At 65.8% G+C, this 17,846-nt stretch carries 17 protein-coding genes; 4 read left to right on the forward strand and 13 right to left on the reverse strand.

Translation table 11 applies throughout. The features are described from left to right. Positions 1–15: 15 nt before the first annotated feature. Positions 16–846, reverse strand: a complete 831-nt coding sequence (locus tag GJG85_RS25130) for a p-hydroxycinnamoyl CoA hydratase/lyase (RefSeq protein ID WP_050013424.1) — start codon at positions 844–846, stop codon at positions 16–18. Between the two features lie 234 nt (positions 847–1,080). Continuing rightward, complete coding sequence (locus tag GJG85_RS25135; protein WP_050013425.1) at positions 1,081–1,584, reverse strand: MarR family winged helix-turn-helix transcriptional regulator; 504 nt, start codon at positions 1,582–1,584, stop codon at positions 1,081–1,083. A gap of 283 nt (positions 1,585–1,867) precedes the next feature. On the opposite strand from GJG85_RS25135, the gene GJG85_RS25140 reads away from it, so the two are divergent. Together GJG85_RS25140 and GJG85_RS25145 are read left to right on the forward strand one after the other, a co-directional pair. Then, the gene (locus GJG85_RS25140) at positions 1,868–3,088 is read left to right on the forward strand and encodes a DUF6402 family protein (protein ID WP_179233185.1); all 1,221 of its coding nucleotides are present in this window, start codon (positions 1,868–1,870) and stop codon (positions 3,086–3,088) included. 113 nt (positions 3,089–3,201) lie between these two features. Next, positions 3,202–3,459: a hypothetical protein gene (locus GJG85_RS25145; RefSeq protein WP_143328922.1), complete on the forward strand. Its 258-nt coding sequence runs from the start codon at positions 3,202–3,204 to the stop codon at positions 3,457–3,459. Between the two features lie 115 nt (positions 3,460–3,574). Here the strand turns inward: GJG85_RS25145 and GJG85_RS25150 are convergent, their stop codons facing one another. The 8 genes from GJG85_RS25150 to GJG85_RS25185 all read right to left on the reverse strand — a co-directional run bounded on the left by GJG85_RS25150 (position 3,575) and on the right by GJG85_RS25185 (position 13,427). Continuing rightward, entirely contained in the window at positions 3,575–4,477 is a 903-nt protein-coding gene (locus GJG85_RS25150) for an SMP-30/gluconolactonase/LRE family protein (RefSeq protein WP_204383949.1), read from the reverse strand. A gap of 50 nt (positions 4,478–4,527) precedes the next feature. Next, complete coding sequence (gene araH, locus GJG85_RS25155; protein ID WP_050013427.1) at positions 4,528–5,547, reverse strand: L-arabinose ABC transporter permease AraH; 1,020 nt, start codon at positions 5,545–5,547, stop codon at positions 4,528–4,530. A gap of 31 nt (positions 5,548–5,578) precedes the next feature. Then, positions 5,579–7,126, reverse strand: a complete 1,548-nt coding sequence (gene araG, locus GJG85_RS25160) for an L-arabinose ABC transporter ATP-binding protein AraG (protein ID WP_089489916.1) — start codon at positions 7,124–7,126, stop codon at positions 5,579–5,581. A gap of 21 nt (positions 7,127–7,147) precedes the next feature. Next, complete coding sequence (locus GJG85_RS25165; RefSeq protein WP_050013429.1) at positions 7,148–8,161, reverse strand: arabinose ABC transporter substrate-binding protein; 1,014 nt, start codon at positions 8,159–8,161, stop codon at positions 7,148–7,150. Between the two features lie 96 nt (positions 8,162–8,257). Then, positions 8,258–9,187 carry a Gfo/Idh/MocA family oxidoreductase gene (locus GJG85_RS25170; protein WP_050013430.1) on the reverse strand — a complete coding sequence of 310 codons (930 nt, stop codon included), beginning with the start codon at positions 9,185–9,187 and terminating at the stop codon, positions 8,258–8,260. 25 nt (positions 9,188–9,212) lie between these two features. Continuing rightward, positions 9,213–10,142 (reverse strand): dihydrodipicolinate synthase family protein, encoded by a 930-nt coding sequence (locus GJG85_RS25175; protein ID WP_050013431.1) that lies wholly within the window; start codon positions 10,140–10,142, stop codon positions 9,213–9,215. A gap of 49 nt (positions 10,143–10,191) precedes the next feature. Then, on the reverse strand, positions 10,192–11,550 hold the full coding sequence (locus tag GJG85_RS25180) for an MFS transporter (RefSeq protein WP_204383951.1): 1,359 nt from the start codon (positions 11,548–11,550) through the stop codon (positions 10,192–10,194). A 125-nt stretch (positions 11,551–11,675) separates the two neighbouring features. Further along, the gene (locus GJG85_RS25185; RefSeq protein ID WP_089489919.1) at positions 11,676–13,427 is read right to left on the reverse strand and encodes an IlvD/Edd family dehydratase; all 1,752 of its coding nucleotides are present in this window, start codon (positions 13,425–13,427) and stop codon (positions 11,676–11,678) included. Positions 13,428–13,541: 114 nt separating this feature from the next. Between GJG85_RS25185 and GJG85_RS25190 the strand changes: the two genes are divergently transcribed. Next, entirely contained in the window at positions 13,542–14,492 is a 951-nt protein-coding gene (locus tag GJG85_RS25190) for a LysR substrate-binding domain-containing protein (RefSeq protein ID WP_050013434.1), read from the forward strand. Positions 14,493–14,510: 18 nt separating this feature from the next. Here the strand turns inward: GJG85_RS25190 and GJG85_RS25195 are convergent, their stop codons facing one another. Then, on the reverse strand, positions 14,511–14,987 hold the full coding sequence (locus GJG85_RS25195) for an OsmC family protein (RefSeq protein ID WP_050013435.1): 477 nt from the start codon (positions 14,985–14,987) through the stop codon (positions 14,511–14,513). Between the two features lie 140 nt (positions 14,988–15,127). Between GJG85_RS25195 and GJG85_RS25200 the strand changes: the two genes are divergently transcribed. Continuing rightward, on the forward strand, positions 15,128–15,769 hold the full coding sequence (locus GJG85_RS25200) for a GntR family transcriptional regulator (protein ID WP_050013436.1): 642 nt from the start codon (positions 15,128–15,130) through the stop codon (positions 15,767–15,769). A gap of 43 nt (positions 15,770–15,812) precedes the next feature. Here the strand turns inward: GJG85_RS25200 and GJG85_RS25205 are convergent, their stop codons facing one another. Next, a complete protein-coding gene (locus tag GJG85_RS25205; RefSeq protein ID WP_050013437.1) occupies positions 15,813–16,520 on the reverse strand; it encodes a TetR/AcrR family transcriptional regulator in 708 nt (235 codons plus the stop codon). Positions 16,521–16,662: 142 nt separating this feature from the next. Next, positions 16,663–17,718, reverse strand: coding sequence for a LacI family DNA-binding transcriptional regulator (locus GJG85_RS25210; RefSeq protein ID WP_050013438.1), 1,056 nt, complete (start codon positions 17,716–17,718; stop codon positions 16,663–16,665). Positions 17,719–17,846 lie beyond the last annotated feature (128 nt).

Genomic DNA, 17,846 nt, shown 5'->3' on the forward strand with positions numbered 1-17,846 from the left:
GCGTCCGCGCTTGTCTCAGCGCTTGTATGCCTGCAGGCCCGGCTTGATCGTCTTGTCGTCGAGGAACTGCTTCAGCCCCTGTTCGCGGCCGCGCTCCGGGTCGCGCAACTGCGCCTGGTCGAGCTTCGCATACAGGTAATCCTCGCACTGCTCCCACGTGAGCTCGCGCGAACGCTTGAAGCCGTGTTTCGCCGCGCGCAGCACCACCGGGTTCTTGTCCATCAGCCGCGCGGCGAGCGCGATCGTCGCGTCGCGCAGCCCGGCGAGCGGCACGCTGCTGTTCACGAGACCCATCTCGGCCGCTTCCGCGCCCGTGAACGTGTCGCCGGTCATGATGTAGTGCAGCGCGCGGCGATGCCCGACCGTGTCGGCCATCGCCTTGCTGACGAGGTTGCCCGGCGGGATGCCCCAGTTGATCTCCGACAGCCCGAACACCGCTTCATCGGCCGCGATCGCGAGGTCGCACGCGACGAGCGGCGAGAACCCGCCGCCGAAGCACCAGCCGTTCACCATCGCGATCGTCGGCTTGTTGTACATCCGCAGACGGCGCCACTGCCATTCCGACGCGTCGCGGCGCACTTTTTCCTGCAGCGCGTCGGAACCGCCGTCGATCTCGCGGAAATATTCCTTCAGATCCATGCCGGCCGTCCACGCGGCGCCCGCGCCGGTCAGCACCAGCACCTTCGCCTCGTCGTCGAACTCGACCGCGTCGAGGACTTCCAGCATCTCCCTGTTCAGCGTCGGGCTCATTGCGTTGCGCTTCTCGGGGCGATTCAACGTCACCCACGCGATGCCGGCCTCCACTTTCACTTCAACGGTCTGCCAGCGGTTGTCGTACTTGCTCATGTCTGTTCCTGTCGTTCGTTTCCAGTGCGATTCGGTGCGCAGCATCCCTGCTGCGGACGACTTCATTTAATATCAGGCTACCTGATATTGCAAGCGGCACGAGCGCCGGTGTAAACCCGGAGCGGAACGCGGGGAAAGCGACGGGAAATCGGGGAGCGGTCGGGAGGCCGCCGATGGCGCGTACGAAGCGAGCGCGGGCCTGGCAGGCCCGCGTCGTGAAAACCGGGGAAGCGGTCAGCCGCGCAGGTTGCGCGAGAACAGTTCGAGCGCGCGCTGCACGTGCGCGGCGTCGTCGGCCGGGATGTCGCCGAGCATGCGCTTTTCGAGCGGGCGCAGCACGGCTTCGCATTCGCGCAGCATCGCCGCGCCCGCATCGGTCAGCGTCAGCAGGATGATGCGGCCGTGCGACGGGTCGGCTTCGCGCGTGACGAAACCGCGGGCGGCCATCACGCTCATCACCTCGTTCGCCGACTGCGGTGTGATCCACGAGCGCTCGGCCAACTGCGCGTTCGACGATGCGCCGCGCGCCTCGAGCACCGACAGCGCCGTGTACTGCGCGAGCGTGATGCCGAGCGGCGCGAGCGCGTCGGTCATGTGGCGGCGCAGCAGCCGGTCGAGGCCGCCGATCACATAGGTCAGGCGTTGTTGCACGCGCGGCTTCGGCTTGTCGGCCGGCGTGCGGGCGACGTTCTTCGCGGCGGGTTTCGAACGGGCGGGCTTGGTCGGGGTGGAACTCATGGCGCGGGCTGGGTGGAATTGCGGGCCATCTTATCAGCAGGTGGGGGGACGGACGCATAGTCGCGACATCACGCTTAACGTCCCTCCATGTTCTCAGTTGCCTCGTATAAGTACGAAATTACCGGTCCGCACATCCATTAAATTACCAAAAACAATCGATTCTCATCTTGAAAATGGTTCGTCACTTCGTGATGGGGTAAAAGAACAGCTTCATTCCAATCTTCACAAGGCGGAGTGACTGCGATACCGCAACCAACAAAGGTTAATATGAGACGAGAATTTTATGGCTGACGTAAAAAAGATTCCTTACTATAGACCTCAAAAAGGGTTGCTAGGGCCAGAATTGAAGAAGTACGATGGCGCACAAGGATGCATCCCGCTCGAGACTCAAAAAACTGTATCGATCGATAAACTGGCTCCAGGCGAAAAGCCGCCGCCTCCACTGCCACCAAAGCCGGTAGCGAAGCCGCCCAAAACTCGAAAGCAAGCAGAAGCACCGCAGTCGAAGCAACAGCCGAAGACCAAAGAACCACCAAAGCAGGACGAGGCCGAAGTTTGCGAGAATCCCCCGCCCTTTGATTTACAAGATGTAGCTATTGCGATGGATAACTTGGGCTGGAGAGTGTCAGCCAAACTCGCACGCACTTGGTTTGCGAGTGCCGAGCACATTTATAATGACAATGCCAAGTCAATTCAACCAATAAACAACGATAGCGTAACTCTTGACTGGACATTGAAATTTGGAAGTGTTCGGAGGAAATATGAAAAGCTTCTTTCCGAGGATATTTATCGAGACGCCGCCATAGTCGAAGCAAAAACAAAAATTCTTGCAAAAATTAACAAGATGTTTTCAGAAGATCGACAGGCAAACCTCAATATCAATACGACTCAATTTTTGTCTGACATTCGTCATTTTCATATAGATTGGCAATTCCAGCTTGCTTCAATCAGCAATTGGGACACACTCGAAAATCTCGCACCGACGGATCTCACGGGAGCCTTGGCGAATTTTAATATATATGCAGCCATAGGCAATCTTGAGATCACTGGTGAAAAATATTTCAGATATGAGAAAACGAGCAATTTTTATTGCGTAGACGCCATCGGAAAAATTACGCATGTGTACCTTTACGTCAAAGACAACTACTCATTTAATGGAATTCAATATTTGGGGCATTGGAATAAGCGTGGCGTGATCATCGCGCCGGGGCCCGTGATAAGTGAGTCGGCGTCTAGTTCGCCAAAGCGCGATACTGATGTGGATATCTGGGTAAAAAGCATCAACAAGCCCGTGGACACGAGAAAGAGCCTTTTCGGGAAATTCAAAGAGCCCGACGTGTTCTATCCGATCTACAACTCCGACTATAGTCGATGGCGCGCCAAGCATCATAGGGGCGGGGACTTTATGATATATTCAAAACCCGTCTATCTAAAGTTGAAGAAACCTGTCGAAATAAAACTTGGTGAAATATGCAGATTAGCGCCCTCCGAATCACTGGGCTAGCCATTCTTCTGTTTTTTCTGATTGGCTTTTCCATTCATATGAGCAGACCAAATTATGGTCGGTGTGATTTTTTTGAAAATGAACTGAATGGGGGAAAGAAGGAATTTGGAGGCATGGAATATTACGCAAAGTTGTGTGGAGCGAATGTTCGGAATGGGCATGAAGTGAGGCTTCAGCTTTTTGACGGAACCGGAGAATTGCGCGCTCAACGCTATTTTTCATACTATGTAAATTCAGCAACCGAGCGAGAACTGGTAGATGGTGTCGGTGGAATCATATTTTACGATAGCTCGAGCAGTGATGTGATGCAGTTGCTTGCGATTCCGCCTACCAAGTGGGATTGGATTCGTGCCCGACTACCTTTATTTTAATTGTGGTGATTGCGTGTAAAAGAAAAGCCCCCGATCCTTCACAAGCCGGGGGCTTTCGTTGTTCTGCGCCATTTCGGGTTGCCAGCCGATAGCACCTGCCGTCCACATCCGCCATTCATCCAGTACGTGTCCCGGCAAACCGCGCAGTCGGCAGCCCCACATAGCGCGTCTGCGCGACGAACACACCGCCGGCGTGCGCATCGCCGACCAGCGCATCATCGCTCAGGCCAACACGTGCACTCGTCACATACAACCGGCCGTCACCATCGATCGCAACGCAACTCGGCTGCGCGGTCGGCACTTCAACGCGATCCGTCTCGACCCCGCCCGGCCCATAACGCACCACCCGCCGCCCACCCCACTGCGCATTCCACAGCCCGCCATCACGATCGACGATCGAGCCGTCCGGATCTCCGTCCACATCCGTCAGCCGCGCGAACGACCGCACGTTCGCAACGTCGCCACCCGCCCGGTAATCGCACACAAAAATCTCGCGCACCAGCGAATCGCAGAAATACATCTTCGTGCCATCCGGCGAGAACCCGATGCTGTTCGCGATCGCGGCCGGCGGCAGCGCAAGCCGCTCGAGCGTGAGGTCCGGATTGAGCCGATAAAACCCGCCGACCGCGCGCGGCGGATCGCCACCTTCGTCCTTCATCCCGAACACGAACGCGCCGGCCCCGTCGCAGCGCCCGTCGTTCAGCCGCGTCGGCAGCTCGGGTTCGACGTCGACGATCCGCGTGAACGCACCGCTGCGCAGATTGAAGAAAGCGAGATGCGTAGCGAGCCCGACGAGCAGCACGTCCGGCTCGTCGGTCAGCGCAAAGCACGCGAGCCGCTCGGGCATCGCCCATTGCGCGAGGTCCGAACCGTCCGCGCGGCAGCGCCACAGTTGCGCGCCTTCGATGTCCACCCAGTACAGCGCGTGCGTCCTGTCGCACCACGTCGCGCCTTCGCCGAGCGTGTTGCGGCTGTCGGCCAGCAGCGTCGCCGCCGTGCCCGGATGAGTCTGTTGCATGCCGTCTCCCGATATTCGTCGTATTTGCAGGCGGCCGCGCGTGGTCGAAATCAGATCTTCATCGCGCGCCGCTGGTTGCGACGATACTGGTCGAACAGCACCGCGAGCAACAGAATTCCGCCGCGTATCAGATATTGGTAAAAGGTCGGCACGTTCAGCAGGCTCATCGCGTCCTGCACGGAGCCCATGATCAGCACGCCGACCAGCACGCCGGAGATCGTCGCGACGCCGCCCGTCAGCGACACGCCGCCGAGCACGCACGCGGAAATCACGCCGAGCTCGAGACCGACCGACGTCTTCGGGTCGCCGAGGCTCATTCGCGACGCGAGCATCACGCCGGCGAAGCCGGTCACGAGCCCCTGCAGCACGAACACGGCGATCTTGATGCGCATCACCGGCAGCCCCGCGAGCAGCGCGGCCTCGCCGTTGCCGCCGACCGCCAGCACGTTCTTGCCGAACACCGTCTTGCGCAGCAAAAAGCCGAACACGACGAAGCCGACGATGTTGCTCCAGATCGGAAACGAGATGCCGAGGAACGACCCGCCGCCGAGATCGAAGAAGCGCTCTTCCGAGATCATCACCGCGTCGCCGTTCGACGTGATGAATGCGAGCCCGCGCACGACTTCCATCATCGCGAGCGTGACGATCAGCGAGTTGATCCGGTAGCGCGCAATCAGCACGCCGTTCACGAGCCCCACCGCGCCGCCGGCGAGCACGCCGGCCGCGACGCCGAGCACGATGCTGTGCGTCGCGGTAATCAGCGTCGATGCGACCACACCCGAGAACGCGACGATCGACGCGACCGACAGGTCGACTTCGCCGAGCGCGAGCACGAACATCATCGTCACCGAGATCGAACCGATCAGCGTGACCGATAGCAGCAGGCCCTGGATGTTGCGCGGCGTGAGGAAGTCCGGCACGGTCAGCGACAGCGTCGCGAACAGCACCAGAAACACCATCACGATGCCGGAGCGGTTGATCAACTGCCACACGCCGCCGCGCGCGCGCGCGGGCACGGCGGGCGTATCCGGGGAGGGGGAAGTACGTTGGGGTTGCATTGCCTGGCTCATAACGTTTGCTTTCCAGTTTGACTGCGGGCCGCTAGCGCGGCAGCGCGAGCTTGATCAGCGCATCGGGCGTCGCCTGCGCCTTCGCGACCTCGCCCGCGATCCGTCCTTCCTTCATCACGACGATGCGGTCCGACACGCCGATCACCTCGGCCAGATCGCTCGACACGAGGATCACCGTACGGCCCGCTTCCGCGAGTTCGTAGAACAGGTTGTAGATTTCGGCGCGCGCGCCGACGTCGATGCCGCGCGTCGGCTCGTCCATCAGGAACACGTCGATGCGCTCGGCCAGCCAGCGCGCGAGCACGACCTTCTGCTGGTTGCCGCCCGACAGCGCGCCGATCGGCGTTTCGCCGTCGCGGGTCTTGATCGCGAGGCGCTCGATGTATTTCTGCGCGAGCTCGCGTTCGCGCCGCCCGTCGAGCAGCACGCGCGCCGGGCTGAAATGACGGCGCGCGCTGATGTTGAGGTTGTCGGCCACCGACGCGATCGCGACGATGCCTTCCTGCTTGCGGTCTTCCGGGCACAGCGCGATGCCGGCACGCACCGCGTCGCGCGGGCTGCCGAACGCCACCCGCTTGCCGTTCAGCTCGACGTGGCCGGCGGTCGGCCGTACCGCGCCGTACAGCAGCTTCATCAACTCCGAGCGGCCCGCGCCGACGAGCCCGAAGAAGCCGACGATCTCGCCGCGCCGCGCGGTGAACGACACGGACTCGGCCAGCCCCGGCCCCGCCAGCCCCTTCGCTTCAATCAGCACGTCGCCGGCCGGGCGCGGCCGGTAGCCGTACACGTCCTCGATCGAGCGGCCGACCATGCAGCCGATCAGCCGGTCGCGGTCGAGATCGGCGACGGAATCGAACGTGTCGATGCGGCGGCCGTCGCGAAACACCGTCACGCGGTCGCACAGCTCGTACACTTCCTCCATCCGGTGCGTGACGTAGATGATCGCGCGGCCTTCCGCGCGCAGCGCGCGGATGATCCGGAACAGTTGCGTGGTTTCGCGTGCGGACAGCGAGCTCGTCGGTTCGTCGAACGCGATCACGCGCGCATCGCGCATCAGCGCCTTGCCGATCTCGATCATCTGGCGCTGGCCGATCGACAAATACTTCACCGGGATGCCCGGATCGATGTGCTCGCCGAGCCGCTCCAGCGCATCGAGCGCGCGCGCGGCGAGCGCACGTTCGTCGACCACGCCGAGCCGGCTCGGCAATTGCCCGAGCATCAGGTTTTCCGCGACCGTCAGCTCAGGCACCAGATGCAGCTCCTGGTAGATGATCGCGATGCCGGCCTCGAGTGCCGCGCGCGTCGACGCGAAGCGCTGCGCCGTGCCGTTCAGCGTCAGCGTGCCGGCCTGCGGCTGGTTCACGCCGGACAGCACCTTCAGCAGCGTCGATTTCCCCGCGCCGTTCTCGCCCATCAGCCCGTGCACTTCGCCCGCGCGCACCGACAGCGACACCGCGTCGAGCGCACGCACGCCCGGAAACGTCACGGTGATGCCGTCGAGCGCGAGCAGCGGGCCGTCCGGCGGCGTACCCGCTTCGGCGTCGTGGCCGGACACGGCCGTCATCGTCTGCATCGTCATCGCGTTCTCGCCTCGCCCCGCTCAGATACCGAGTTCGGCGCGCACGGCCTGCCAGTTCGCGCGCGTCATCAGCTTGCCGCTCGTCTGCGTGTCGGCCGGCGGCGTCTTGCCGTTGCGGATCCAGTCGACGAGGTTCTGCGTGCTGTCCTTGCCGTGGTTCGTCGAGCTGACCGCGATCGTCCCGTAGAAGCCGGTCGGCTCCTTCTTCTGGAACTCGGCGAACGCCTCGCCCGCGCCGTTGATGCCGACGCCGATCACGTCGGCCGCCGGGATGTGCAGCTGTTCGGTCGCGCGCACCGCGCCGAGCACGGTTTCCTCGTTCAGCGCGTAGACCACCCATTTCTTCACGTTCGGATGGCGGGCGAGCACGGGCGCCGCCGCGCTGAAGCCGCCTTCGTCGTCGGTCGTCTTCTGCGGCGCGTCGAAGATGTTCTCCTTGCGGAAGCCGTTCGCGAGCAGCGCCTGCGTCGCGCCGTCGGTGCGCAGCTTCGCGGTCGGCAGCTCGTAGTTCGTGATCCGCAGCGCGCCGACTTCTTCCGGCTTCCAGCCGCGCCGCTTCATCTCGTCGGCGATCGCCTGGCCGACCTGGTTGCCGATCTTGGTCGCCGACATCCCGAGGTGCGGCACGTTCGGCAGCGGCTTGCCGCTCGAATCGACGAGCTGGTCGTCGACGGTCACGAACTTCATGTTGTAGCGCTTCGCGCGCGACGCGATCGCCGGCCCGAGGCGCACGTCCGGCGCGCAAATCACGAAGCCCTGCGCGCCTTGCGAGCCGAGGTTGTCGATCGCGGCCAGCACCTTCTCGCCGTCGGGCGTGCCGATCTTCACGACCGAGAAGTTCTCCTTCTGGCCGAGCGCGGATGCCGCATTCTGCTCGTTGATGAACCACGCCTGCTCCGGCATCTTCACGAGGAAGCCGATCTTCAGCGGCGCATCGGCATGCGCGGCGCCCGTCATCCCGAGCGGCGCGATGCAAAGCGCGGCCAGCAGCGCGCGCAGGGTGTGTCGACGGATCGTGTGAGTCGTGCGGTTCATGGTGTCTCCTTGGTATCGGCTGATGCCGTGATGCGTGTCGAAATATCAATCAATCGTCGCGTGCGCTTCATGCTTCATGGCGAAGCGCACGCAGGTTCAGCGGCCGAACGCGTCGGTCTGCACGCGCCGGCCGAACAGGAAGGCATCGGCGACGAGCCGCAGCGGCCGCACGTCGACGTCGCTTTCTCCACGCGCGATCAACGCGTGGAAATGCGCATACAGCGCCGGGTATTCGCGCTCCGGCCCGATCTCGACCGGCTCGCCCGCGATCGACAATTGCGCGCCGCCGCGGCTGATCGCGAGCACGCCGTCGGCCGTGTCGACCGCGATCTCCCATTGCTCGACCGGGCCATGCCGCCAGTCGAATTCCGCGCGCACCGGTACGCCGTCGGTATCCGCGCAATCGAGTTCGGCCGCGATCGGCATCTGCGCGTCGCTCGGTACGATCAGCGTCGCCTCGCGCAGCACCAGCTCGCGCGGCAGGATCCGCGTGACGATCGACAGCGCGTTGATGCCCGGATCGAACACGCCGAGGCCGCCCGGCTCCCAGATCCACTGCTGCCCCGGATGCCAGCGCCGCACGTCTTCCTTCCAGCGCACCTGCACCGCGCGGATCGTGCGTTGCGCGAGCCATGCACGCGCCGGCTCGACCGCGCTCGCGCAGCGCGAATGCCAGGTCGCAAACAGCGTGAGGCCACGCTCGCGGGCCAGCGCGTCCAGCGCCGCCACTTCGCCGAGCGTCGCGCCCGGCGGCTTCTCGAGCATCACGTGCTTGCCGGCTTCGAGCGCCGCGCGCGCCTGCGCGTAGCGCACCTGCGGCGGCGCGCACAGCGACACCGCGTCGAGCTCGGGCTCGGCGGCCAGCAGCGCGTTCAGATCCGGATAATTGCGCACGCCGTTGACTTCTGCGTGACGGCTCGCGCAGGCAGTCAGCGCGAAGCCCGGTTCGGCGGCGATCGCCGGCAAATGCTGGTCGCGGGCGATCTTGCCGATCCCGACGACACCCAGCGAAATTGGATGGCTCATCGTGCGTCTCTCCTTCGCGAATCGCTCAGCGCGCCCAGCGCAGCACGAGCGGATCGAGCCGGCGCGCGATCGCGAGCAATTCCGCGCGCGTGTCCGGGTGCAGTTCCGGCATCGGATGCCGCGGCCGCTCGCACGCGATCACGCCGCCTTCGCGCATCAGCGCCTTCGCGGTGAGGATCCCGGATTGGCGGTTCTCGTGATTGATCAGCGGCAGCCACGTCTGGTAATGCGCGAACGCATCGTCGTGGCGCCCGTCGCGCCATGCTTCGAGGATCGGCCGGATACCGTCCGGGAAGCCGCCGCCCGTCATCGCGCCGGTCGCGCCCGCATGGAGGTCGGCGAGCAGCGTGATCGCCTCCTCGCCGTCCCACGGCCCCTCGATCGCGTCGCCGCCGAGCCGGATCAGCTCGCGCAGCTTGTTCGCCGCACCCGGCGTCTCGATCTTGAAGTACGCGACCTGCTCGATCTCGCGGGCCATCCGCGCGAGGAACGGCGCGGACAGCGGCGTGCCGCTCGCCGGCGCGTCCTGGATCATGATCGGGATGTCGATCGCATCGGACACGCGCGCGAAGAAATCGAAGATCTGCGCTTCCGGCACGCGAAACGTCGCGCCGTGATACGGCGGCATCGCCATCACCATCGCCGCGCCGAGCTGCTGCGCGCGCAGGCTGCGCGCCGCGCAAACCTGCGTGCTGTAGTGCGACGTCGTGACGATCACCGGCACGCGGCCGGCGACGTGTTCGAGGATCGTGCACGTGAGCACGTCGCGTTCGTCGTCGGTGATCGCGAACTGCTCGGAGAAGTTCGCGAGGATGCACAGCCCGTCCGATCCGGCGTCGATCATGAAGTCGACCGCGCGCTTCTGGCTCGCGAGGTCGAGCTCGCCGGTGTCGGAAAACGTCGTCGGAACGACGGGGAAGATGCCGCGATAGCGCGGTGTGCTGCTCGATGTCATGGTGGGTCCTGCGTCAGTCGAATCGGCGTTCAGCCGGAAAACAAGGCGTTCAGGATTCGCGGGCGAATGCGCCCGCGGCCGGCTCGGGCGCGCGCAGTGCGGCCCGGACCACGAACGTCATCAGCACCGCGAACAGCAGCGTCGCCGCGAGAAAGTACAGGCCGGCCGCGAGGCTGCCGGTCGATGCCTTGATCAGCCCGATCCCGTACGGCCCGACGTAGCCGCCGAGATTCGCGAGCGAATTGATCGCGGCGATGCCGACCGCGGCGCTCGTGCCGGCCAGGAATTCGCCGGGCAGCGCCCACACGACGGCCTGGATCGAATAGAGCGAGAACGCGGTCAGGCAGATGAACATGAATTGCAGCGCCGGCTGCCGCACCCACGCGCTCGCGGCCATCGTCACGGCGGCGGCCGCCGACACGACGACGATGTGCCAGTAGCGCTCGCGCTTGCGATCCGAATGGCGCGGCACGACGAGCAGGCCGACCACCGCGAACAGGTAGGGCACGGCGGACAGCAGGCCGGTCGTCGCATCGCCGGCGCCGAACGCGTGGATGATCGTCGGCAGCCACAGCGACAGCCCGTAGATGCACAGCGGGAACGGCAGGAACAGCGCGGCGAGCAGCAGCACGCGGCGGTCGCGCAACGCGGCGAGCGGATTGCCGTGCGAATCGGGGCGATACGTGTCGCGGTCGGCGGCGAGCTGCCGCGCGATCCAGCGGCGTTCGTCGTCGTTCAGCCAGCGCGCATGCGCGGGCGATTCGGGCAACAGCCGCAGCGTCGGCCATGCGAGCAGCACGGCCGGCAAGCCGCTGACGACGAACAGTGTCTGCCAGTCCGACAGGCCGAACCACCCGTGCGTCGACAGCAGCCATCCGGCGAGCGGCCCGGTGACGATACCGGCGAGCGGCTGCGCGAGCACGAGCAGGCCGATCACGCGGGCGCGATCCCGCATCGGGAACCATTGCGTGAGGAAGTACAGGATGCCGGGATAGAGGCCGGCTTCGGCCGCGCCGAGCAGGAAGCGCAGCATGTAGAAGCTGGTCGGCCCCTGCACGAGCGCCATCGCCATCGTGATCACGCCCCACGTCGCGAGGATGCGCGCGAACCACACGCGTGCGCCGAAGCGGCCGAGCGCGAGGTTGCTCGGCACCTCGCACAGGAAGTAGCCGATGAAGAACAGTCCGGCGCCGAGCCCGTACGCGGCGTCGCCGAGGCCGATCGCCGCGTTCATGTGGAGCTTCGCGAAGCCGACGACGGTACGGTCGACGTACGCGACCACGTAGATCAGCGCGAGGAACGGCACCAGCTTGCGCGTGAGCAGGCGGGTCAGTTGCCGTTCGTCGACGGCTGCCGGCGAGTCGGACTGGTCCGCCGCGGCCTGCGCGGGCGTGTACTGCGTCGTCATCTTGTCTCCTGTCGGCCGCCGTTAGCGCTTTTACGGCGGCCCCATGCATCGCGGTCGGCCCACGTTAGCGCTTCAGCGCTTACGCGGGCCGTATCTCTGCACAACCGGCGGTCACCGCCCGCCACTCAATGCGAATGGCTCGGCACGTCCGCGCCGCGCATGCCGACCAGGAAGTCGAGGTCGCACCCCTCGTCGGCCTGCAGCACGTGATCGATATACAGCCGTGCGTAACCGCCCTTGCCGAGCTGCCCGGCCACGCCCGGCGCCGCGGTCGGATCGACGTCCGACAGGCGGCGCTGCAGCTCCTCGTCCGTAATGTCCAGATGCAGCGTGCCGGCCTCGCAGTCGAGTTCGATCCAGTCGCCGTTGCGCACGGCAGCAAGCGGCCCACCGGCCGCGGCTTCCGGCGCGACGTGCAGCACGACCGTGCCGTACGCGGTGCCGCTCATCCGCGCATCGGAAATCCGCACCATGTCCTTCACGCCCTGGCGCAGCAGCTTCGGCGGCAGCCCCATGTTGCCGACCTCGGCCATGCCCGGATAACCGCGCGGCCCGCAATTCTTCAGCACCATCACCGAGCTCGCGTCGATGTCGAGCGCTTCGTCGTTGATCGTCGCCTTGTAGTGGTCGAGGTTCTCGAACACCACCGCGCGGCCGCGATGCTTCAGCAGTTCGGGGCTCGCCGCCGACGGTTTCAGCACCGCGCCGCGCGGCGCGAGATTGCCGCGCAGGATGCAGATCCCGCCGTCCGCGATCAGCGGGCGGTCAAGCGGACGGATCACTTCATCGTCGTAGTTCGGCGCTTCGCGCACGTTGTCCCACAGCGACTTGCCGTTCACGGTCAGCGCATCCGGGTGCGGCAGCAGCCCGCCTTCGCCGAGCCGGCGCAGCACGGCCGGCAGGCCGCCCGCGTAATAGAACTCTTCCATCAGGAAGCGCCCCGACGGCATCAGGTCGACGATCGTCGGCGTGTCGCGGCCGATGCGCATCCAGTCTTCCAGTTCGAGCGGCACGCCGATGCGGCCGGCGATCGCCTTCAGGTGAATCACCGCATTGGTCGAACCGCCGATCGCCGCGTTCGCGCGGATCGCGTTCTCGAACGCCGCGCGCGTCAGGATCTTCGACAGCACGAGCCCTTCGAGCGCCATCTCGACGATCCGGATACCCGACATGTGCGCGAGCACGTAGCGGCGCGAATCGACGGCCGGAATCGCCGCGTTGTGCGGCAGCGCGACGCCGAGCGCCTCGGCCATGCACGCCATCGTCGACGCGGTGCCCATCGTGTTGCAGGTGCCGGCCGAGCGCGACATCCCGGCTTCGGCCGACAGGAAGTGATGCACGTCGATCTCGCCGGCCTTCAGCGCTTCGTGCAGCTGCCACACGGCCGTGCCCGAACCGATGTTCTTGCCCTCGAGCTTGCCGTTCAGCATCGGGCCGCCCGACACGACGATCGCCGGCACGTCGCAGCTTGCCGCGCCCATCAGCAGCGCGGGCGTCGTCTTGTCGCAGCCGGCGAGCAGCACGACCGCGTCGATCGGGTTGCCGCGGATCGCTTCCTCGACGTCCATCGACGCAAGATTGCGCGTGAGCATCGCGGACGGGCGCAGGTTCGATTCACCGTTCGAGAACACCGGGAACTCGACCGGGAAGCCGCCCGCTTCCGAGATGCCGCGCTTCACGTGCTCGGCGAGCTTGCGAAAGTGCGCGTTGCACGGCGTCAGTTCGGACCACGTGTTGCAGATGCCGATGATCGGCCGGCCGTCGAATTCGTGATCGGGAATGCCCTGGTTCTTCATCCAGCTTCGGTACATGAAGCCGTTCTTGTCGTTCGTGCCGAACCATTGAGCGGAGCGCAGCCTGGGTTTTGTTGCCGACATCGTCAGTCCTGTGGTGACGGGATACCGGCGCAGTCTAGGCAGAATTTTGATAACTGGCTAATGACGATTTAGGCGATTACGATATCGATTCAGATATCGATATAAACCCGTACGATGACCGAAGCCAGCCCGTGGGGAAACCGCGCCCGCCTCAAGACGCGCCAGTTGCTGCTGCTCGTCGCGCTCGCCGACGAAGGCAGCATTCACCGCGCGGCGGCCGCGCTGAACATGACGCAGCCGGCCGCGTCGAAGCTGCTGCGCGAACTCGAGGAATCGATCGGCGCGGTGCTGTTCGAGCGCCTGCCGCGCGGGATGCGGCCGACGCTGTACGGCGACGCGCTGATCCGCCACGCGCGCGCGGCGCTCGGCAGCCTCGACCAGGCGCGCGAGGAGCTGGCCGCGCTAAAGGCCGGGCATCTCGGCCACGTCGCCGTGGGGGCGATCACGTCGCCGGGCCTGCGGCTCGTGCCGCCGGCCGTCGCCGCGGTGAAGGGCACGCATGCGGGCCTGCACGTGTCGGTCGAGATCGACACCAGCAACGTGCTGCTCGAACACCTCGCACAGGAAAAGATCGACATCGTGCTCGGCCGGCTGTCCGCCGAACACGACAAGCTGCGCCTGCGCTACGAACCGCTGACCGGCGAGTCGGTGGCCGCCGTCGTGCGGCCCGGCCACCCGCTGCTCGCGCAGGCGCCGCTGTCGCTCGCAGACGTGCAGCGCGCCGCGTGGGTCGTGCCGCCGGCCGGCAGCGTGCTGCGTCACCGCTTCGAGCTCGTGTTCCAGCGCGCGAGCCTCGCGCCGCCGGCGAACGTCGTCGAGACGGCCGCGCTGCTGTTCATCACGCAATTGATCGAGCAGAGCGACATGATCGCGGTGCTCGCCGAGGACGTCGCGCACTACTACGCGCGGCACGGCATCGTCACGGTGCTGCCGCTGGAGATGGATTGCCGGATGGACGATTTCGGGCTCATCACGCGCACCGACCGGCTGCATTCGCCGGCCGTCGCGGTGATGGTCGATGCGATTCGGGCCGCGGCGCGGGAGGTTTACGGCGTCGCGCCGTGACTGTGCAGCTGCGGTTGCCTACTCCGCGGCAAACTCGACCACCGGTTCGCAGCGAATCGGGAAGTTGACCGAATTCGCGATGTAGCACTGCGCATGCGCATCGTGATGCAGATGCGCGGCCCGTTCGCGATCGTCGCCGGCCCGGATCGTCACCTGCGGCCGCAGCACGATCTCGGTGAAGCGGCCCGCTCCGGCGCCGTCGACCATCATGCCTTCCGCGTGGTCGACGTAGGCCAGTACGCGGATGCCGGCCTCCGCGCACAGATGCAGATACCAGAGCTTGTGGCATGCCGACGCCGACGCGAGCAGCAGGTCTTCGGGGTTCCAGCGCGCCGCGTCGCCGCGGAACGCCGGGTCCGACGAACCGGGGATATCCGGCTTCGAACCGGCGCGGATCACGTGATCGCGGCCGTACTCGCGATACCCCGACGTGCCGGTGCCGCGATTGCCCGTCCACTCCACTGCGACGCGATAGTGATGTTCACCCGATGCCATCTCGCTCTCCATTGATGTCGGTTGTCTTGACCGGTCCGAACGGGCCGGACGCCGTTACGTGAAGCCCGCCGGTGATCGCCATTCTGGCACCGGATCGTCGTTTGGTATACCATTATTCCAAAATAACGGAACACGCAGGCATGGAAGCCAAACTCGACTCCACCGCTGACGCGGTCGCCGCGTCGCTGCGCGACATGATCATCAACGGCGAGCTGGCGGCCGGCGAGCGGCTCGTCGAGCGCGACCTGGCCGAACGGTTCGGCATCAGCCGAATTCCGATGCGCGAAGCGATCCAGCGGCTCGAACGCGAAGGCTTGCTCGATATCTTCAGGAATCGCGGCGCGGTCGTACGGACGCTGAGCGCGTCCGACGTGCAGGAAATCTACGATTTGCGCGTGCTGCTCGAAGGCGATGCGATCTACCGCAGCGTGAAGCGGCTCGACGACGAGACGCTCGCGCGCGCCGAACTCGTGCATCGGCTGCTCGGCGATGCGACGGCGCCGCGCCGGCAAGGCGAGCTGAACCGCGAATTCCACGCGTTGCTGTATGCGTGCTGCGGCAACGCGCGGCAGTTGAAGTCGATCGCGGAGCTGCGCAGCCAGGTCGAACGTTACGAGCGCCTGCAGGCCACGCTGCTCGCGGATACGCCGTCGTTCCAGGTCGATCACGAAGAGATTCTGCAGGCATGTCGCGAACGCAATGCGCGGGCGGCACGCGCGATGACCGTCGCGCATCTCGATTCGGCGCGACGCACCGTGCTGCGGCTCGTCGAAGGTGGTTGAGGCCGGCGCGACGATGCGCGCGGCCCACATCGTCAGCGGGATATCAGCGTGAAGCGCGGCGCTTGCCGGTTTTCGTGGGCGCCGGCGCAGTAGATTGCGCCATGTCCGTGATGTGCCGCAGCGCGATTTCACGCCAGAGCGCGAATGCGGCCCGCGCCACGGCAGGGTCACTGCCCGTCACGACATCGATGGTCAACCCGCGGATCATCGATCCGGCCAGTAACTGCAATTGCGTGATCTTGAGCGCAATCGCACGATCGAAACCCGCGACGGCATCGTCCATCAGTGCGCGAAACCCCTCGCCGAACGGCCTGAGGATACGCGTCACCGCCTCGTCGAGCTCCTTGTCGGCGCGCCGGGCCAACTGGATCTCCATGCTGGCGGCGAATAGCGGCGTGCCGATGAGCACGCCCGCGACATCGAGCATCCGGTCGATCCGCTCGAGCGGCGTCGTGGCGCTGCGCGCCGCGCGTTCGAACTGCGCGAAGCGATCGCCGGTGAGCCGTTCCTGCACCGCGGCCATCAATTCCGCCTTGGTCGGAAACTGGTGCTGCATGGCGCCCATGCTGACGTCGGCCTCGCGCCGGATCGCGAGCGTCGTCGCACCAGAATAGCCTTCCCTGTGCAGCAGCGATATCGCGGCGGCAATGACGCGCTCACGCGTCGCCTGGCTGCGCTCCGCCTGCGTGGGCCGGCGTGCGCGCGCCGTGCCGGAAGCCGATGCCGTACCTGTCTTGACGGTTTTCTTCATTCACGTATTGGATCGAGCGCCGAAGCGGGCGCGGGTCGGCGGTCTGGCGTAGCCGCCGGCTGGCTGGGTCGCTGCCGGCGGCTGTCCACGGATGCGAATTCTACCAACGAACCTCGCGCCGCCACCTGGCCGGTTCGCGGCCTTACGTGCGGCGCGACCGCCCGGCACGGTGCGGTGCGCGGCCGTGCACCGGCCCCGTCGTACCGCGCACCGCCAGCGTCGGCGGTGACGCGACCCGCACGCGCGATGCGTCGTCACCCCGCCCGCCCGCCTCGCGCAGCGTATTGAGCAATTCGACCGCGATACCGGCCGCCTCGGCGGTCGGGATCGCGACGGTCGTCAGCGTGGGCCGCGTGTCGCGGGCGAGATGGATGTCGGTGATGCCGACGATCGACAGATCGTCGGGCACGCGCCGGCCGCGATCGGCCGCCGCGTGCATCGCGCCGATCGCCGGCAGGTCGTTGGTCGCGACGAGCGCGGTCAGCTCGGGATGCGCATCGAGCAACTGCCCGGCCGCGCGCACGCCGCCCTCGATCGAATCGTGCCCGGCGCCGACGCGCGACGCGTCCAGCCCGGCTTCGCGCATCACGTCGACGCAGCCGTCGTAGCGCGCGGCCTGCACGCCGTTTGCCGACCCGCCGACGATCACGCCGATCTCGCGATGGCCGAGTTCGAGCAGATGCCGCGTCGCGATCCGCCCCGCCTCGCGGAAATCGATCGCCACGCATGGCAGCCCGTCGGGCGGCGCCTCGGGCCGCTCCCACAGGCACAGCACGACCGGCACACCGCGCCGCGCGACGTCGAGCAGATCCGGCAGATGCAGGTTCGCGTTGGTCACGAGAATTCCTTCGGAGACCGTGCCGGCGATCTGGTCGAGATACGCTCGCCCCTGCAACGGATCTTCGTTCGTGTTGCAGACGATCAGGAACTGCCCGTTGCGGCGCACCGCGCGCTCGACCGCCAGCGCGAACTCCGGATAGAACGGGTTCGCGATGCTCGATACCATCAGCGCGACCGTCGGCGCGCGCCCTTCCGCCAGCGCCCGCGCGGCGAGATGCGGCCGATAGCCGAGCGCGTCGACCGCTTCGAGCACCCGCGCGCGCGTCGCGTCGCCCACCCGGCCGCGGTCGCGCAGCACGTTCGACACCGTCGCGGCCGTCACGCCGGCGCGGCGCGCCACTTCATCCAGTGTTGCCATCGCTTACCCACTATATGAGACGTCGATCCAGTATTTGCTTCGCTCACCGAAGCGGCGCACTATCGCCGCACACCTTGCCGCCCGCCAACGGGCGCGACTCGGCCGCGATCGCATCGCCCCTTTTTTTG

It is taken from the genome of Burkholderia sp. MS389, assembly GCF_016899425.1.
Taxonomy (GTDB): Bacteria; Pseudomonadota; Gammaproteobacteria; order Burkholderiales; family Burkholderiaceae; genus Burkholderia; species Burkholderia sola.